Genomic DNA, 15,981 nt, shown 5'->3' with positions numbered 1-15,981 from the left:
TTTTTGCGGGCATGCTTCCAGCGCCGGAACGTTGCTTTTAGCAACCTTCATGGTGCGTGGCTTGCGTACCAGCTGGTTAATTGTTGCCATTCGATAAAACTCCTGGTTTTTGCTTCGTAAACACGTAATAAATCGCCTCGTCAAGCCGCAAGGCAAAGAACGAGGACGCAGAATTTTATGGCCGACGGGTGAGGGTGTCAAGAAATATACAATAAACCCTGCTTACCATGCCATTTGTTGCGGTTGTTTTACCGTAAGCGAGACAAACCCAGTATAGCTGATAAGGGCTATTTTGTCCGAAAAATGAGCAATAAGCCCCCGGGCCGCGACATCGGCGTCAAGCGCATATAGACCAAGCGGTGAGGCGACAAGCTTTTCCAACGCGGCGGTTCCCGCCAGCCCGGCGATAACGCCGTCCTGCATCAGCAGCAGATCGTCGCCCCTGCGTACGGTGAGCAGCAGCGCCGGCAGGTCCCGCGCGTACGGGGAATGGCCAAGGGTATAGAGCATGGTGTTCTCTCGGATTAAAACGTCAAGACAGTATCAAAATCGGACAAACGTTCACGCCAGCGCGCGGCCGGGAGCACCTCCGCGTCGAGCACCCAGCCGCCGGCACCGGACAGACCGCGCTCCGCCAGGGACTCCGCGCAGAGATAGCAGCGCGTGATGCCGTAGATCGGCAGTACGCCGAACGTGGAGATGAAATTACGCGCCAGGATTTCCTCCGGCCGCTGCCCCGGCAACAGGAGCAGGACGCCGTCGGCAATAAAAAACACGCCGATCTCATCGGTCAGCGCCGACGCGGCCAGCAGCGCGTCCAGTCCTTCCCGTCCGGCCGCGTCGCCGTGGGGACCCCGGCTAAAAATAAAGGCAAGGCGTTTCATCGGCGCACCTTAAACTTAAAACTGAATAAACCGGTCGCACTCGAGCACGGCCTGCGCCAGCGCGCCCAAGCCGCTCAGGGTAAAACCCGGCTGCAGGTTGCCCTGGCCCGTCGCCGGCCGTTCGTCTTGCGTCCCGTCGGTCACGCCCCGGCGCAACGCCGCGGAAACACACACATCCAACGGCACCTGATGTTCCCGGCCCAACTGCTGCCAGGCGCGGACGATATCCACCTCGTCGCCGGCCGGCGACGTGTGGCGGTTGGCGTTATAGACGCCGTCCTGATAAAAAAATACGCTGTTAATCCGGTGGCCGGCGGCCAGCAAGGCCCGCGCGAACTGCAGGGCGCCGCTGGATTGCTGCGTGCCATAGGCCGGTCCGCCGACCATCAGGCAGTAACGCAGGCTCACCGATCCAATCCCAGGAAATCACCGCTTTTGAACTGGCGGATATATAAATAGACCGTATGTTTGGAAATATTCAGGCGATCCGCCACCTGGTTGATGGCGTCCTTGATATCGAAAATGCCCTTTTCATACAGGTTAAGCACAATCTGCCGGTTCTTGGCGTTGTTGGACACGCCGCGATCGGCATTGACTTCCTCGATGGTGAATTCAAGGGTTTGCGCCACTAAATCATCCACCGAGGACGCGAAGTTGACCGACGTGGCGTTCTCCTGGGTTTCCGGCGGGATAAAGGTTTGCATGATTTGGGAAAAAGGCACGTCAAGATTCATATTGATGCACAGCAAACCGATAACCCGCTGTTCGCGGTTGCGAATGGCGATGGTGACCGATTTCATCAGCACGCCGTTTTTGGCGCGGGTAAAATAGGCTTTGGATACGCTGCTGTCCTCGCCCGCCATGTCATGCAGCATGCGCAGCGCCAGGTCGGAAATGGGCGAGCCGATTTTACGTCCGGTGTGTTCGCCGTTGGCGATGCGCACGGCGGAGCTTTTCAAATCCTCAAGGGAATGCAGCACGATTTCGCAGTGTTCGCCGATAAGCATCGCCAGCCCGTCCACCGCGGCTTCGTAGGATGACAGTATTTCATGATCAACCGGGCTGAATGGCCGTTCGTCCAAAACATCCAGTTCGTTGAATTCCGGAGTCGGAAGAGAAGTAGACATATGCAGACACCACCCGTTAAAGCGAGCCTGTCCGCATCCATGGACAAACTCGGCTGTCAGTTGTATTTACCGGTCGCTAGTCTAGCAAATGATTTAAAACGCTGTCCTTGTGTTTGGACAGATTTTTACAACTTATTGGGCGACAGGCGCGCGATAACGCGCTTCTGTCGTCATAAAAGAGCGGTTTTCCCGCTGAAGGCATCAAAAAAAACGGCGATGGCTGTAGACACAGACACCGCCGTTGAGCGACTGGAAACGCGTTTTACGCGCAGGCAGTGCGATTATTTGTTGGTTTCAGCCGCGCCGGCCGGTGCTTCGGCCGCCGGTTTGTCGCCTTCAGCCGCCTTTGCCGCCGGTTTGATATCCAGCAGTTCAACGTCGAAAATCAGGGTGGAGTTGGCTGGAATACCCGGGACGCCGGTTTTGCCGTAGGCCTGCTCCGGCGGAATGACCAACTCGATCTTGCCGCCTTTGCGGATTTCTTTCAGGCCTTCGGTCCAGCCCGGGATCACGCCGTCAAGACGGAATGACAAGGGTTCGCCGCGTTTGTAGGAGTTGTCGAATTCCGTGCCGTCGGCAAGCGTACCCTTGTAGTTAACCACCACGGTGTCGCTATTGGTCGGCGCCTTGCCGGTACCCGCTTTTTCAACTTTGTACAGGACGCCGCTTGCCGTTTTCTTCACGCCTTTTTGCTTGGCGTAGTCGGCGCGGAATTTATCGCCTTTATCGGCATTGTCCTTGGCTTCCTGTTCCATTTTGGCCTGGGCCGCGCCTTTCACGCGCGCCTCAAAGCTTTGGAGGGTGGCTTCGATCTCTTCGTCGGTCAGCTTGCTCTTGTTGCCGAACGCGTCCTGAACACCGGCAATCAGCTGATCTTTATCCAGCTTGATACCCAGCTTTTCCTGTTCTTTCAACGAGTTGTCCATGTACCGACCCAAAGAGGCCCCTAACGCGTAAGCAGCCTGTTCCTCGCTGCTTTTAAACTTGTCCGAGGTGGCGTTGGCCGGAGCCGCTGCCGGAGCGGTCGCTGTAGCGCCAGCCGCGGCGGGGGCATCAGCCGTAGCGGTGCTATCCGCGGCCATTACCTGGGCGGCATTGAGGGCTAGCGCCATGGTGGTGGCCAACAGCGTGACTTTTAACAGTGATTTCATCCATATCTCCATAGCCTGGGCTATCTTGTCCCAAGGTCGATAACTAAGTTAAGCCGATACTATAGCCGTGAGCGTAAACACAACACAATCGCTATCCCGATGAATTGAGTTTTTATAAGACTTTTTTTACGACAAGAAGTTTCTTTTTTACCGACGCCATTGCAGTCTGGTTCGGCGTTATTGGAATATAGTTAGGCTTGCGGCGGGCATTCATCGCCGTTTACCGATAGAATAAGCATCTGGTGGTTGTCGCAGCTTAATCCGGGTTAGAGGTCGGGTCGACGCGATCGTCCCTACTGCATGATAACCGGTATTGAGAGGAGGAGAATATGGAATTATCCCAATTGGAACAACGCCTGGATTTGCTGGAGGGCCGGCTGGCGTTCCAGGAAGTCACGATAGATGAACTGAACCAGACCGTGGTCGCGCATCAACGCGATATCGGCAGACTGCAGGAGCAACTGCGGTTATTATCGGAGAAACTGCGCACGCAGCAGACCTCGATTATCGCATCGCAGTCCGAAGAGACGCCGCCGCCGCATTATTAGCTACGGTGGCGGCATCCGAACGCCATCCCTGTAACACAACGGGATGGCTTTATGGCGTCATTATGTTTTGGCCATCATGCCCGTAAGCATAATTTAGTGGCAGCCGCAGCCGCCATTGCCGCCGCAACCGCCGCCTTTATGGTCATGGCCGTGGCCGCCGCAGCAGTCGTCGCCGTGATCATGATCGTGACCTTCATGTTCATGATCGTGCTCGCCGTGGACATGGCCGTGGGCCAGCTCTTCGGCCGTCGCTTCACGAATCGCCAGCACCTCGACATGGAAGTTCAGGTCCTGGCCGGCCAGCATGTGGTTGCCGTCAACCACCACATGGTCGCCGTCGACTTCGGTAATTTCAACCGGCACCGGGCCTTGATCGGTTTCAGCCAGGAAACGCATGCCGACCTCAAGCTCCTCGACGCCCATGAACACCTCTTTCGGGACGCGCTGCACCAGATTATCGTCGTAATGACCGTAGGCGTCGTCGGCGACGATATGCACATCAAAGCTATCGCCCTCTTCATGGCCGTCCAGGGCATTTTCCAGGCCCGAGATTAAAGAACCATGCCCATGAAGATAGTCCAACGGCGCGCTCACCGGAGACTCATCGACCAACACGCCATCTTCTGTCCGTACCTGGTAAGCCAGGCTGACCACCAGGTCTTTTGCTACTTTCATGATATCTCCTACCGTTGGAAACTAAATTGGCGCAGATTCTAACGAAAATTTACGCGCATGTATCCTTCAGCTTAAAAAAATTGAGGTTGTAAGGCTACTCCGGATGAAAAATACCGATAATGCCGTCCTTTGCCGGCGTTTGATCCGCAGCCGCCCGATCGGTTTGGCGCTGAGTGAAACCGCACTTTACACAAATCACGTTATCCGTCCCCTGGTCCCGCCACACCGCCAGGGTATCCTTTGCCTGGCACTCGGGGCATACCGCGCCGGCGATAAAACGTTTACGCTTTGCCGTCATGAGGTTTATCTCCCTGCGGGTGGTTATCTTCCCAGCCGTCAAGCTGGCGACGCTCATGCTGCATTTCGCGCTGGAAGATATCCTCCAACTCGCGCCTGGCTTCCTTGACGCGTGATATTTGCGCCACATCCCCCTGCAGCTGCGGCATCAGTTCCCGCAGCATCCGGGTATCGATACGGCGAAAATGCTGCTGCGCGCGATAGGCCTGGTGGGGATGCATGCCCAGCTCAAGCAGCGCCTTGCGGCCCAGATCCAGCGCACTGGAAAACGTTTCCCGCGAAAACTGCGTCACCCCGGCCAGCAACAGCTCATGGGCCTCGACGCGGCCCCGCGCCCGCGCCAGGATTTTCAGGTGCGGGAAATGCTGCTGGCAAAGATGCACGATAGTCATGTTGTCTTCCGGCGTATTGGCGGCGACCACAATGGCTTTCGCCTTCTCCGCCCCGGCGGCGCGCAGCAGCTCCAGCTCGGTGGCGTCGCCGTAATACACCTTATAACCATAGCTGCGCATCAGGCTTACCGCACTGATATCGCGCTCAAGTACCGTAATCCGCATTTTATTGGCCATCAGCAGGCGACCAATCACCTGGCCGAAACGGCCGAAACCGACGATGATCACCTGCGGCTCGTCATCGTCCACAAAGGGTTTTTCATCATCATCGTCCAGGGCATTGTACCGTCGGACCAGGATAAGATCGATTAATTGCATTAATAATGGTGTGGTAATCATCGACAGTGTCACTGTCACCAGCAACAGCGCCAGCTGATCGGCCGACAGGATTTTTTGCGCGCCGGCGGCGGAAAACAGCACGAAAGCGAACTCCCCGCCCTGGCTAAGCACGCCGGCGAACTGTAGCCGTACCGAGCTGCGCAGCCCGGACAACCGAGCCAGGATATACAGCACCGTACCTTTGATCGCCACCAGGACCGCCAGACCGGCCAGCACGGTGAGCAGGTGGACATATAAAATGCCCAGGTTGAGCGCCATGCCCACCGAGATAAAAAACAGCCCGAGCAACAATCCCTTGAAAGGCTCGATGGCGATCTCCAGCTCGTGGCGATATTCGCTCTCCGCCAGCAGCACGCCGGCGATAAAGGTGCCCAGCGCCATGGACAGGCCGAGCATATCCATAAACAGCGCCGCCCCCAGTACCACCATGAGCGACGCGGCGGTGAACACCTCGCGCACGTTGGCCATGGCGACATACCTGAACAGCGGCCGCAGCAGATAGCGCCCGCCCACCAGCATGACAAAAAACGCCGCCACCTTGAGGCCAATCTTCATCCAGTCGCTCGGTTCACCGCCGCCGCCGGCCAGGATGGGGATCAGGGACAACGCCGGGATCACCGCCATATCCTGGAACAGCAGCACGGAAAACCCGAGCTGGCCGCCTTCATTGCGATTCATGCCCTTGTCGCGCATCAATTGTAGCGCAATGGCGGTGGACGACATGGCCAGGCCGATGCCGCCTATCAGCGCCGATTGCCAGGGGGCATGGGTCAGGTAAAGGGCGCCACCCAGCAGCAGCGCGGTAACAAGCAGCTGCGCGGCGCCGACGCCGAAGATCGATCGCCTCAGTTCCCATAACTTCGACGGATTCAGTTCCAGGCCGATGATAAACATCAGGAAAACCACGCCAAGCTCCGAAAAGTGCAGGATTTCATCCACATCACGGATAAAACCCAGCCCCCACGGGCCGATGGCGATGCCCGCCGCCAGGTAGCCAATCACCGCGCCGATCCCCAGGCGCTGGGCGATGGGCACCGCGACGACGGCGGCAAACAAAAACAGCACTACGGCGGTCAAAAACGACGGACTGCTATCCAATGCGTTGCCCTCTTTCGTTCAGCGCGACCAGCGGATTGTTCAGCCATTGGGCGTATTCGGCGGCATGGCGCGCCAGGACGGCGGGATCCAGTCGTCTGGCCCAATAAATAACCAGTGGGCGCACCCAATGCATGCGGCACAGGGTGGCGGTCAGTTCGAACGGACGCAATATATCCTCCATGCCGTAGCGATTGTATCCGCGGTTAAGGTAAGCGCCCTCCGGTTCGCCGGTGGTGATGACCGTCCGCCAGTATTTTCCGGCCAGGGCGTCGCCGCCGATGCCGCTGGCAAAGCCCCGCGCCAGCACCCGGTCGAGCCACTCTTTTAATAATGCCGGACAGCTGTAAGTATAAAGCGGGTGTTGGAACACAATGACCTGATGTTCACGCAATAATTGCTGTTCGTGGTGAATATCGATAAAAAAATCCGGATAAAACGCGTAAAGATCATGTACGGTGACATGCTCGAGCGACGATGCCGCCTGTAACAAAATCCGGTTGGCAACCGAATCCTGTGATTCCGGATGGGCATACAACAACAAAACTTTGGGTGGCTGCGCGATCAATTCCCCTCCAAAGCGTCGTCAGGGCGCGGGTTTTCCGCTACCATGCTTCGCAAAGTTGAAACCAGGACAGGTTATCCTGGATAGCATTCAATAATGTCAATTTAACATACTCTCAAACTATGGCGCTTTATGATTGTCTTCTCCTCACTGCAAATTCGTCGCGGTACCAACGTACTGCTGGATAACGCCACCGCCACGGTGAATCCGGGGCAAAAGGTCGGGCTGGTCGGTAAGAACGGCTGCGGCAAATCAACACTTTTGGCATTGTTGAAGCACGAACTTGGCTGCGACGCCGGCAGCGTGACCTTCCCCGCCAACTGGTCCATGGCCTGGGTTAACCAGGAGACGCCGGCCCTGGACGTGCCGGCGCTGGAGTATGTTATCGATGGCGATCGCGAATATCGCCAGCTGGAAGCCGAACTCCAGCTCGCCAACGAGAAAAACGACGGTCACGCCATCGCCACGGTGCACGGCAAGCTGGACGTTATCGAGGCCTGGACCATCCGTCCGCGCGCCTCAAGCCTGCTGCATGGACTGGGTTTCAGCCAGGATCAGTTGCAGCAGCCGGTGCGGGATTTTTCCGGCGGCTGGCGCATGCGCCTTAACCTGGCGCAGGCGCTGATTTGCCGCTCCGATTTGCTGCTGCTTGATGAGCCGACCAACCATCTGGATCTGGACGCGGTAATCTGGCTGGAAAAATGGCTGAAGAATTATAGCGGTACGCTTATCCTGATTTCCCACGATCGGGACTTTCTGGATCCTATCGTAAATAAAATTCTGCATATTGAACAGCAGACGTTGAATGAATATACCGGCAACTACTCGTCTTTCGAGCAGCAACGGGTGACCAAACTGGCGCAGCAGCAATCGCTGTTCCAGCACCAGCAGGAAAAAGTGGCCCATTTGCAGCATTATATCGACCGTTTCCGCGCCCAGGCCACCAAGGCCAAGCAGGCGCAGAGCCGGATCAAGATGCTCGAGCGGATGGAGCTGATTGCCCCGGCCCATGTGGATAATCCTTTCCAGTTCAAGTTCCGGATTCCCGAAAGCCTGCCAAGCCCCCTGCTCAGCATGGAGAAAGTCAGCGCCGGGTATGGCGATCGCATTATCCTTAATTCGATTAAGCTTAACCTGGTGCCCGGTTCGCGCATCGGCCTGCTCGGGCGCAACGGCGCCGGCAAGTCGACGCTTATCAAGCTGCTGGCCGGCACCCTCGAGCCTCAGTCCGGCGCCATCGGCCTGGCGAAAGGCATCAAGCTGGGTTATTTCGCCCAGCATCAGCTGGAGTTTCTGCGCGCCGACGAATCGCCGTTGGCGCATATGATGCGTCTGGCGCCGCAGGAGTACGAGCAGGCGCTGCGCGACTATCTGGGCGGTTTTGGTTTCCGTGGCGATAAAGTAACCGAGCCGACCGCGCGGTTTTCCGGCGGCGAGAAGGCCAGGCTGGTGCTGGCGCTGATTGTCTGGCAGCGCCCCAACCTGCTGCTGCTTGATGAGCCGACCAACCATCTGGATCTGGATATGCGCCAGGCGTTGACCGAGGCGCTGATCGATTTTGACGGTGCGCTGGTGGTGGTTTCCCATGATCGCCATTTACTGCGCTCTACCACCGATGAGTTTTACCTGGTGCATGACGGACGGGTCGAGTCGTTTGACGGCGATGTGGAGGACTACCAGCAATGGCTGGTGGATCAGCAGCGCCAGACCACGGCGCAGGACGGCAACGACACGGAAAACCCGGTGCCGCAGGGCAATAACGCCCAGGCCAGAAAGGACCAGAAGCGGCGCGAGGCGGATTTTCGTAATCAAACCCAGCCGTTGCGCAAATCCATCAGCCGTTATGAACAGCAGATGGAATCCCTGGGCGTGGAACTGGAGGGCATCGAAGCCGGACTGGCCGATGCGGCGCTGTATGATATCAGCCGAAAGGCGGATCTGGCCCAAACCCTACAGCGGCAGGCCAAGGTGAAATCGCAGTTGGAAGACGCCGAAACGGCGTGGCTGGATGCCCAGGAACAGCTGGAAACCCTGACCCGGGCCTTTGAGGCGCAATAGCCGCGCGTCAGCGCCAGATCAGCAGGACGCAGGCCGCCGTCAGCAGGCCCATGGCGACATTGAAGATGACCCAGGCGCGTTGGCTGCGCAGCAGCCGGCCGATAAGGGAGCCGAAGCCGAGCCAGATTACGCCGGAGACGATATTGACGCTGACGATGCCGATGCTGATGGCGCCGACGGAGGTGATATAGGCGCCGCCGCTCAGGCTGAAGCTGGCCACCGCGCCCAGCGCCATCAGCCAGGCCTTTGGATTGAGGAACTGCAGCAGTCCGCCCTGATAGAAGGGAATGGGCTTGGGCGGCGGCGCGTCGGTTTCCAGCTTTTCATAAGCGGCGGTGGCGATTTTCCAGGCCAGCCACAGCAGGTACAGGCTGCCCGCCACCTTCAGCATAAAATGCAGGGACGGGTAGAGCGTGATGAGGCCGCCGATACCGAAGGCCACCAGCAGCAGGATGCACTGCATGCCGAGCATGATGCCGATCATCAGCGGCATTGAACGCCAGAAGCCGAAGTTGGCGCCCGAGGCGGTGAGCAGCATATTATTGGGACCGGGGGTAATGGCGGCCACCCAGAGAAACCCCAGCATTGACAGAAAAAGACTCAGTTCCACGTTTTGGCGGCGCTCCGGTAAAATGACGGGTATGAAACTACCAGTGCCAACGGGGATGCACAAGGCATAACGGGTGAAATTTCCTCAACACCTTGATTTATTGACCATCAGGACACAACATCGTGATTATTCCCTGGGAACAAATCGATCCTGACACCCTCTATAACCTGATCGAATCCTTTGTTCTGCGTGAAGGCACCGATTACGGCGAGCAGGAAAAATCCCTGGCGCAGAAGGTCGAGGATGTAAAACGGCAGCTGAAAAGCGGCGAGGCGGTAGTGGTCTGGTCGGAGCTGCATGAAAATATTAATATCATGCCGCGCGGACGGTTTCACGGTCACGCCGACGAGACGCCGGGTGAATAGCAAAGCCCCTGGCCCCTGGGCGCTAAATATGCTAACACTCACTGCTGGGCCTTGATGCCGGTCGCACGTCTTCACGCCGCATTTCAACCAAGCGTAGGGTTACCATGTCGACAAAACACCCCATTATTGCCGTTACCGGTTCCAGCGGTGCGGGCACCACCACCACCAGCCTGGCGTTTCGTAAAATATTCCAGCAGTTGGATATCCACGCCGCCGAGCTCGAAGGCGATAGCTTTCATTATTTTACGCGGCCGGAAATGGATATGGCGATCCGTAAGGCGCGGGATCTAGGACGCCATATCAGCTATTTTGGTCCGGAAGCCAATGATTTTGGCCTGTTGGAACATACGTTCCGTCAATATGGCGAATCCGGTCACGGCCAGTCGCGCAGGTATTTGCATACCTATGACGAGGCGGTGCCCTATAACCAGATACCCGGCACGTTTACCCCCTGGCAAGCGTTGCCGGAACCGACGGATGTGTTATTTTACGAGGGATTGCACGGCGGGGTGGTGACCGATAGCCAGGATGTGGCGCAGCATGTGGATTTGCTGGTGGGGGTGGTGCCTATCGTCAACCTGGAGTGGATTCAAAAGCTGGTGCGCGATACCGGCGAGCGGGGGCATTCGCGCGAGGCGGTAATGGATTCGGTGGTGCGGTCGATGGAGGATTATATTAACTACATCACACCGCAGTTTTCCCGTACCCATATTAATTTCCAGCGCGTGCCGACCGTCGATACGTCGAATCCTTTCGCCGCCAAGGCGATTCCCTCGCTTGACGAAAGTTTTGTCGTTATTCATTTCCGTAGCCTGGCGCATATCGACCTGCCCTACCTGCTGGCGATGCTGCAAGGCTCCTTTATTTCCAATATCAATACGCTGGTGGCGCCCGGCGGCAAGATGGGGCTGGCGATGGAGCTGATTATGGGGCCGCTGGTGCAGCGGTTGCTGGAAGGAAAGGAAATTAAGTAAACACGAGGCCGCGGGCGGGAAAACCACGCCCGATTCGGCCCCATTGGCACACTCTCCCTTAACACGCGGGTTTGAGTGTGGTGTTGGCGGGCCGGTTAGGCGGCGGGGGCGTGGCGTTCGTCGCGCACTTCAAAGCTGTGGGTCACGTTTACCGACGCGCCGAGCATCAGGGAAACGGAGCAGTATTTTTCCGCCGATAGGGTCACCGCCCGTTCCACCGCCTTGTCGGTTAGCCCGGTGCCGGTCACGATAAAGTGCAGATTGATATGGGTAAACAGGCGCGGCGCCTCGTCGCGGCGTTCAGAAGTGAGCTTGACCTCGCAATCGCGCACATCCTGCCGCGCCTTGTGTAGAATGGACACCACGTCAATGGCGCTGCAGCCGCCGACCGACATCAGTACCATTTCCATTGGGCTGGGCGCTTTTTCCCCTGCGTTCCCATCCATTAAAACCTGGTGGCCCGAGGCGGATTCGCCCATAAAAGATAACCCTTCTACCCATTTTACCCGTGCCTGCATTATGATGACTCCTGATATAAAACTTTCCAGCAGACTACATTTTTGTAGGAAAACTGGCAATGTTACTGAACATACTTCATGCTGAAGCAAGACAACAGAAGACACTGCATCAAACCTATGCTAAAAACAAGGCTGGATCGGGCTCATGATAATTAAAGGGCAAGAGATCGATCGGAACATCAAAATACCAGACCCTAATAAGTTCCCTTGCGCCGCTCCGTTTAAACGCGGACACAGAGTGAATAATACAAGCGCCGTAACAGGGAATACGATGTCCCGAACCTGGGATAGCGATGACAAAAGAGGATAACAGCGAATGGTTCTCGGCAAACCGCAAACAGACCCGACTCTCGAATGGTTCCTGTCTCATTGCCATATTCATAAGTATCCATCGAAGAGTACACTTATACATCAGGGTGAAAAGGCTGAAACGCTTTACTACATCGTTAAGGGCGCCGTGGCGGTGCTGATTAAGGATGAAGAAGGCAAAGAGATGATTCTTTCCTATCTTAACCAAGGAGATTTCATCGGCGAGCTCGGCTTATTCGAGGAAGGTCAGGAACGCAGCGCCTGGGTGCGGGCGAAAACCGCCTGTGAAGTCGCCGAGATTTCATATAAAAAATTCCGGCAGCTGATCCAGGTAAATCCGGATATCCTGATGCGCCTGTCGGCGCAGATGGCCAGCCGTTTACAGGTCACCTCGGAAAAAGTCGGTAACCTGGCATTCCTGGACGTGACCGGGCGCATCGCGCAGACCCTGTTGAATCTGGCGAAACAGCCCGACGCAATGACCCATCCCGACGGTATGCAAATCAAGATTACCCGTCAGGAAATCGGCCAAATCGTCGGCTGTTCCCGTGAAACGGTGGGACGTATTCTTAAAATGCTGGAAGACCAAAACCTGATATCCGCGCACGGTAAAACCATTGTCGTTTACGGCACGCGCTGATAGCCCCGTTAGACAGGCGTGGTGCTCCGTACCACGCTTTTTTTGCTGACAGTATGTGGCGCCGGTTAATCTACCACCCCGAAGTCAATTATGCCCTGCGGCAGACCATCGTGTTATGCCTGCCGGTGGCCGTCGGCCTGTTATTCGGCAGCCTGCAAAACGGCCTGCTGTTTTCACTGGTTCCCGCCTGCTGCAATATCGCCGGCCTCGATACCCTGCATAAACGCTTTTTTAAACGCCTGGCGGTGGGCGGTTCGCTGTTCGCCCTGAGTAGCGTGCTGATCCAGGTGCTGTTGGCCGTGCCGGTGCCCTTACCCCTGGTGCTGTTCGGCCTGGCGCTGCTGTTCGGCGTCACCGGTGAAATCAGCCCGTTGCATGGTCGTTTGCTGCCCGCCGCGCTTATCGCCGCCATCTTTACCCTGGGCCTGTCCGGCAATGTGCCGCCCGCCGTGCCGCCGCTGCTGTATATTGCCGGCACCGCCTGGTACGGCCTGTTTAACGCCCTGTGGTTCCGGCTATGGAAAGAGCAGCCGATGAGGGAATCGCTCAGTCTGCTATATCGGGAGCTGGCGGATTATATCGAGGCGAAATACAGCCTGCTGACTCAGCATACCGATCCGGAAACCGCCCTGCCGCCGCTGTTTGCCCGTCAGCAGTCGGTGATCGATCTAATAGCCCAGGTGTACCAGCAGCTGTATATGCTGTCGGCTAGCAACCAATTGCAATACAAACGCCTGTTGCGTTCTTTCCAGGTGGCGCTGGATTTGCAAGAGCATATCGCCGTGAGCCTGCACCAGCCTGACGAAGTCCAAAAACTGGTGGAACAAAGCCACGCCGAGGCGGTGATCCGTTATAACGCCCGCATGATTGCCACGCGGCTGAGGGTGCTGGCGGATGATATTTTATATCACCGTCAGCCAGGGCGTTTTAACATGGTTACCGCGCTGTCGGCGCTGGAAAAAATTGCCGAGCGCCACCCGGATAATCCGGTCGGGCAGTTTTGCTATTACCACTTCAGCCGTATCGCCAGGCTGTTGCGCACCCAGCGCCCGCTCTACCGCCGCGACCTGATGGCCGACAACCAGCAGAGGCTGTCTTTTTGGCATGCGCTGGTCAGCTACTGTTCCCTTAAATCCATGGCGCTGCGCAGCGCGGCAAGGCTTGGGATTATGTTGGCCATCGGCGGCAGCCTGGGGCTGGTATTGGATTTACCCAAACCCTACTGGATTTTAATGACGGTGATGTTCGTCAGCCAAAACGGCTATAACGCCACCAGGGTGCGTATCCAGCATCGGGCGCTGGGCACGCTGGCCGGGCTGGTGATTGCCGCCGGCACGCTGCGGCTCAGGCTGGACGACGGCACGGTGTTGCTGTGCATGCTGGCGCTGACGCTGGCGTCTTATCTGGTGTTGCGTAAAAACTATGGCCTGGCGATGACCGGCATGACGGTAACCGCGGTGTATACGCTGCAGTTGCTGTCGCTGAACGGCGCGCATTTCCTGGTGCCCAGGCTGGTGGATACGCTTATCGGCTGTTTGCTGGCGTTTGGCGGCATGCTGTGGTTGTGGCCGCAATGGCAAAGCGGACTGTTGCGCAAAAATGCCCATCTGGCGCTGGAGCGGGATCAGGATGCGCTGCGGCTGCTGCTGCAACCCGCGCCCGAGGCGGCGGCGCTGGCCTACGCGCGCATGAAGGTTAACCAGGCGCATAACGCGTTGTTCACCTCGCTAAGCCAGGCGATGCGGGAACCGGCGTTTAATTCGCGCTATCTGACCGATATGCGTTTGTGGGTGACCCATAGCCAGTTTATCGTCGAGCATATCAACGCCATGACCATCCTGGCGCGGGATCACTACATGCTGACGCCGACGCTGGCGCAAAAGTACCTGACCTCGTGCGAGGTGGCGCTGCAGCGTTGCCAGCAGCGGCTGGAATATGACGGGCCAAGCTCGGACAGCCCGGTTCCGACTGCCGCCGGCGAAACGGCGGAGACGGCAGGTACCCTGATGGAGCGCCATCTGGGGCGCATTTTGTTCCATCTTGGCATCATGTATACCATTTCGTCGGTGGCCTGGCGCCAGCGGCCGCAGCACGGCAACTGGCTATCGCGCCGGTTAGGCAATTAGCCGCCCGGCGCCCGCGCCTTAAGGTTTGACGGCGATAACCTGCGCCACCGCCTGTTCAAACCGGGCCATGCCCTGCTCGATATCGGTGAATTCCACCACCAGCGACGGCGCGAAACGGATGACGTCCGGTCCGGCATTCAGGATCATCAGGCCCTGCGCGGCGCTGGCATGCAGGAATTCACGCGCCCGGCCGTGGAATTGGGGCCGCAGCTCCGCGCCCAGCAGCAGGCCCATGCCGCGCACGTCCGAGAATACCTGATATTTCTCGTCAATCGCCCGGAGGGCGCTGACGAAACGATCGTGACGTTCGTTGATGCCCGCCAGCACGTCCGGCTGGTTAATCACATCCAGCGCCGCTTCGGATACCGCGCAGGCCAGTGGATTGCCGCCATAAGTGGTGCCATGGGTGCCCACTTTCATCACCGAGGCGATTTCCTCTGTGGTCAGCATGGCGCTGATGGGGAAACCGCCGCCCAGCGCCTTGGCGGTGGTCAGGATATCCGGCGACACGCCGTAGTGCATATAGGTAAACAACTTGCCGGTGCGTCCCATGCCGCATTGCACTTCATCCATCACCAGCAGCGCCTGGTTCTGGTCGCACAAATCGCGCAGGCCCTGCAGGAATTCAGGCGTGGCGGGCATAATGCCGCCTTCCCCCTGGATTGGCTCGACCACCACGGCGCAGGTATGATCGTCCATTACCGCCTTGACCGCCGCCAAATCGTTAAAAGGCACATGGACGATATCCGCAGGTTTTGGCCCGAAGCCATCGGAGTATTTTGGCTGCCCGCCCACGGTGACGGTAAACAGCGTGCGGCCGTGAAAGGCATTATGGAAGGCGATGATTTTGGTTTTATAAGGACTGTGCCGGGTGATGGCATAGTGACGCGCCAGCTTGAACGCCGCTTCGTTGGCTTCGCCGCCGGAATTGGCAAAAAACACCCGGTCGGCAAAGGTGGCGTTAATCAGCTTGCGCGCCAGGCGCAGCGCCGGTTCGTTGGTAAATACATTGCTGGTGTGCCATAGGGTTTCGCCCTGAGCCTTTAGCGCCGCAACCAGGGCCGGGTGGCAGTGTCCCAGGGCGGTGACGGCAATGCCGCCGGAGAAATCGATATATTCCTTGCCGTCCTGATCCCATACCCGGCTGCCCTTGCCGCGCACCGGGATAAACTGCGCCGGTGCATAAACCGGCAGAATAACCTCGTCGAAGGTTTCCCGCGTTACTGCGCTATTATCTGTTTTCATAAGTGATTACCCGGTCCGAAACAAAATTATAAGTGACAATGTAGTCATAAAATATGAATAAAA

The 15,981-nt window shown here is 57.5% G+C and carries 18 protein-coding genes and 1 pseudogene; 6 read left to right on the top strand and 13 right to left on the bottom strand.

Annotated elements, in window-relative coordinates:
* The 6 genes and pseudogenes from rpsL to fkpA form a co-directional block, all read right to left on the bottom strand.
* Positions 1 to 90: pseudogene (rpsL, locus tag VGC33_RS02390) on the bottom strand (30S ribosomal protein S12); the annotation flags it as partial.
* 132 nt (positions 91 to 222) lie between these two features.
* Positions 223 to 510 (bottom strand): sulfurtransferase complex subunit TusB, encoded by a 288-nt coding sequence (gene tusB, locus VGC33_RS02385; protein ID WP_331118643.1) that lies wholly within the window; start codon positions 508 to 510, stop codon positions 223 to 225.
* A gap of 14 nt (positions 511 to 524) precedes the next feature.
* Positions 525 to 884 carry a sulfurtransferase complex subunit TusC gene (tusC, locus tag VGC33_RS02380; protein WP_331118642.1) on the bottom strand — a complete coding sequence of 120 codons (360 nt, stop codon included), beginning with the start codon at positions 882 to 884 and terminating at the stop codon, positions 525 to 527.
* 15 nt (positions 885 to 899) lie between these two features.
* The gene (tusD, locus tag VGC33_RS02375; protein ID WP_331118651.1) at positions 900 to 1,286 is read right to left on the bottom strand and encodes a sulfurtransferase complex subunit TusD; all 387 of its coding nucleotides are present in this window, start codon (positions 1,284 to 1,286) and stop codon (positions 900 to 902) included.
* Positions 1,287 to 1,288: 2 nt separating this feature from the next.
* Positions 1,289 to 2,011, bottom strand: coding sequence for a helix-turn-helix transcriptional regulator (locus tag VGC33_RS02370; RefSeq protein ID WP_331118640.1), 723 nt, complete (start codon positions 2,009 to 2,011; stop codon positions 1,289 to 1,291).
* 281 nt (positions 2,012 to 2,292) lie between these two features.
* Positions 2,293 to 3,162, bottom strand: a complete 870-nt coding sequence (fkpA, locus tag VGC33_RS02365; protein ID WP_331118638.1) for an FKBP-type peptidyl-prolyl cis-trans isomerase — start codon at positions 3,160 to 3,162, stop codon at positions 2,293 to 2,295.
* A gap of 329 nt (positions 3,163 to 3,491) precedes the next feature.
* Between fkpA and VGC33_RS02360 the strand changes: the two genes are divergently transcribed.
* On the top strand, positions 3,492 to 3,710 hold the full coding sequence (locus VGC33_RS02360; RefSeq protein WP_162367218.1) for a protein SlyX: 219 nt from the start codon (positions 3,492 to 3,494) through the stop codon (positions 3,708 to 3,710).
* A 93-nt stretch (positions 3,711 to 3,803) separates the two neighbouring features.
* Here the strand turns inward: VGC33_RS02360 and slyD are convergent, their stop codons facing one another.
* The 4 genes from slyD to kefG all read right to left on the bottom strand — a co-directional run bounded on the left by slyD (position 3,804) and on the right by kefG (position 7,073).
* A complete protein-coding gene (gene slyD / locus VGC33_RS02355; protein WP_331118634.1) occupies positions 3,804 to 4,385 on the bottom strand; it encodes a peptidylprolyl isomerase in 582 nt (193 codons plus the stop codon).
* A gap of 94 nt (positions 4,386 to 4,479) precedes the next feature.
* Positions 4,480 to 4,683: a YheV family putative zinc ribbon protein gene (locus tag VGC33_RS02350; RefSeq protein ID WP_331118632.1), complete on the bottom strand. Its 204-nt coding sequence runs from the start codon at positions 4,681 to 4,683 to the stop codon at positions 4,480 to 4,482.
* Positions 4,667 to 6,511 (bottom strand): glutathione-regulated potassium-efflux system protein KefB, encoded by a 1,845-nt coding sequence (kefB, locus tag VGC33_RS02345; protein WP_331118630.1) that lies wholly within the window; start codon positions 6,509 to 6,511, stop codon positions 4,667 to 4,669. The genes VGC33_RS02350 and kefB overlap by 17 nt, the downstream gene beginning before the upstream one ends.
* A complete protein-coding gene (gene kefG, locus VGC33_RS02340; protein ID WP_331118649.1) occupies positions 6,504 to 7,073 on the bottom strand; it encodes a glutathione-regulated potassium-efflux system ancillary protein KefG in 570 nt (189 codons plus the stop codon). The genes kefB and kefG overlap by 8 nt, the downstream gene beginning before the upstream one ends.
* Positions 7,074 to 7,205: 132 nt before the next feature.
* Here kefG and VGC33_RS02335 point away from each other — a divergent pair, with 132 nt between their 5' ends.
* A complete protein-coding gene (locus VGC33_RS02335; RefSeq protein ID WP_331118628.1) occupies positions 7,206 to 9,131 on the top strand; it encodes an ABC transporter ATP-binding protein in 1,926 nt (641 codons plus the stop codon).
* Between the two features lie 7 nt (positions 9,132 to 9,138).
* Here VGC33_RS02335 and VGC33_RS02330 read toward each other — a convergent pair whose 3' ends face one another.
* Entirely contained in the window at positions 9,139 to 9,741 is a 603-nt protein-coding gene (locus VGC33_RS02330) for a LysE family translocator (protein WP_331118626.1), read from the bottom strand.
* Between the two features lie 122 nt (positions 9,742 to 9,863).
* Here VGC33_RS02330 and VGC33_RS02325 point away from each other — a divergent pair, with 122 nt between their 5' ends.
* Positions 9,864 to 10,106 (top strand): YheU family protein, encoded by a 243-nt coding sequence (locus tag VGC33_RS02325; RefSeq protein ID WP_331118625.1) that lies wholly within the window; start codon positions 9,864 to 9,866, stop codon positions 10,104 to 10,106.
* A 104-nt stretch (positions 10,107 to 10,210) separates the two neighbouring features.
* Entirely contained in the window at positions 10,211 to 11,080 is an 870-nt protein-coding gene (locus VGC33_RS02320; RefSeq protein ID WP_331118623.1) for a phosphoribulokinase, read from the top strand.
* 95 nt (positions 11,081 to 11,175) lie between these two features.
* Here the strand turns inward: VGC33_RS02320 and VGC33_RS02315 are convergent, their stop codons facing one another.
* Positions 11,176 to 11,598, bottom strand: a complete 423-nt coding sequence (locus tag VGC33_RS02315; RefSeq protein WP_331118621.1) for an OsmC family protein — start codon at positions 11,596 to 11,598, stop codon at positions 11,176 to 11,178.
* A 316-nt stretch (positions 11,599 to 11,914) separates the two neighbouring features.
* Between VGC33_RS02315 and crp the strand changes: the two genes are divergently transcribed.
* Complete coding sequence (gene crp, locus VGC33_RS02310) at positions 11,915 to 12,547, top strand: cAMP-activated global transcriptional regulator CRP (protein ID WP_034895576.1); 633 nt, start codon at positions 11,915 to 11,917, stop codon at positions 12,545 to 12,547.
* A gap of 53 nt (positions 12,548 to 12,600) precedes the next feature.
* A complete protein-coding gene (locus VGC33_RS02305; protein ID WP_331118612.1) occupies positions 12,601 to 14,673 on the top strand; it encodes a YccS/YhfK family putative transporter in 2,073 nt (690 codons plus the stop codon).
* An 18-nt stretch (positions 14,674 to 14,691) separates the two neighbouring features.
* Here the strand turns inward: VGC33_RS02305 and argD are convergent, their stop codons facing one another.
* Positions 14,692 to 15,918, bottom strand: a complete 1,227-nt coding sequence (argD, locus tag VGC33_RS02300) for a bifunctional acetylornithine/succinyldiaminopimelate transaminase (RefSeq protein WP_331118611.1) — start codon at positions 15,916 to 15,918, stop codon at positions 14,692 to 14,694.
* Between the last annotated feature and the right edge of the window lie 63 nt (positions 15,919 to 15,981).

Source organism: Acerihabitans sp. (assembly GCF_036398755.1).
Classification (GTDB): Bacteria; Pseudomonadota; Gammaproteobacteria; order Enterobacterales; family Enterobacteriaceae; genus Acerihabitans.
The sequence above is the reverse complement of the archived record's forward strand: the minus strand, read 5'-3'. Positions and strand labels throughout refer to the sequence as shown.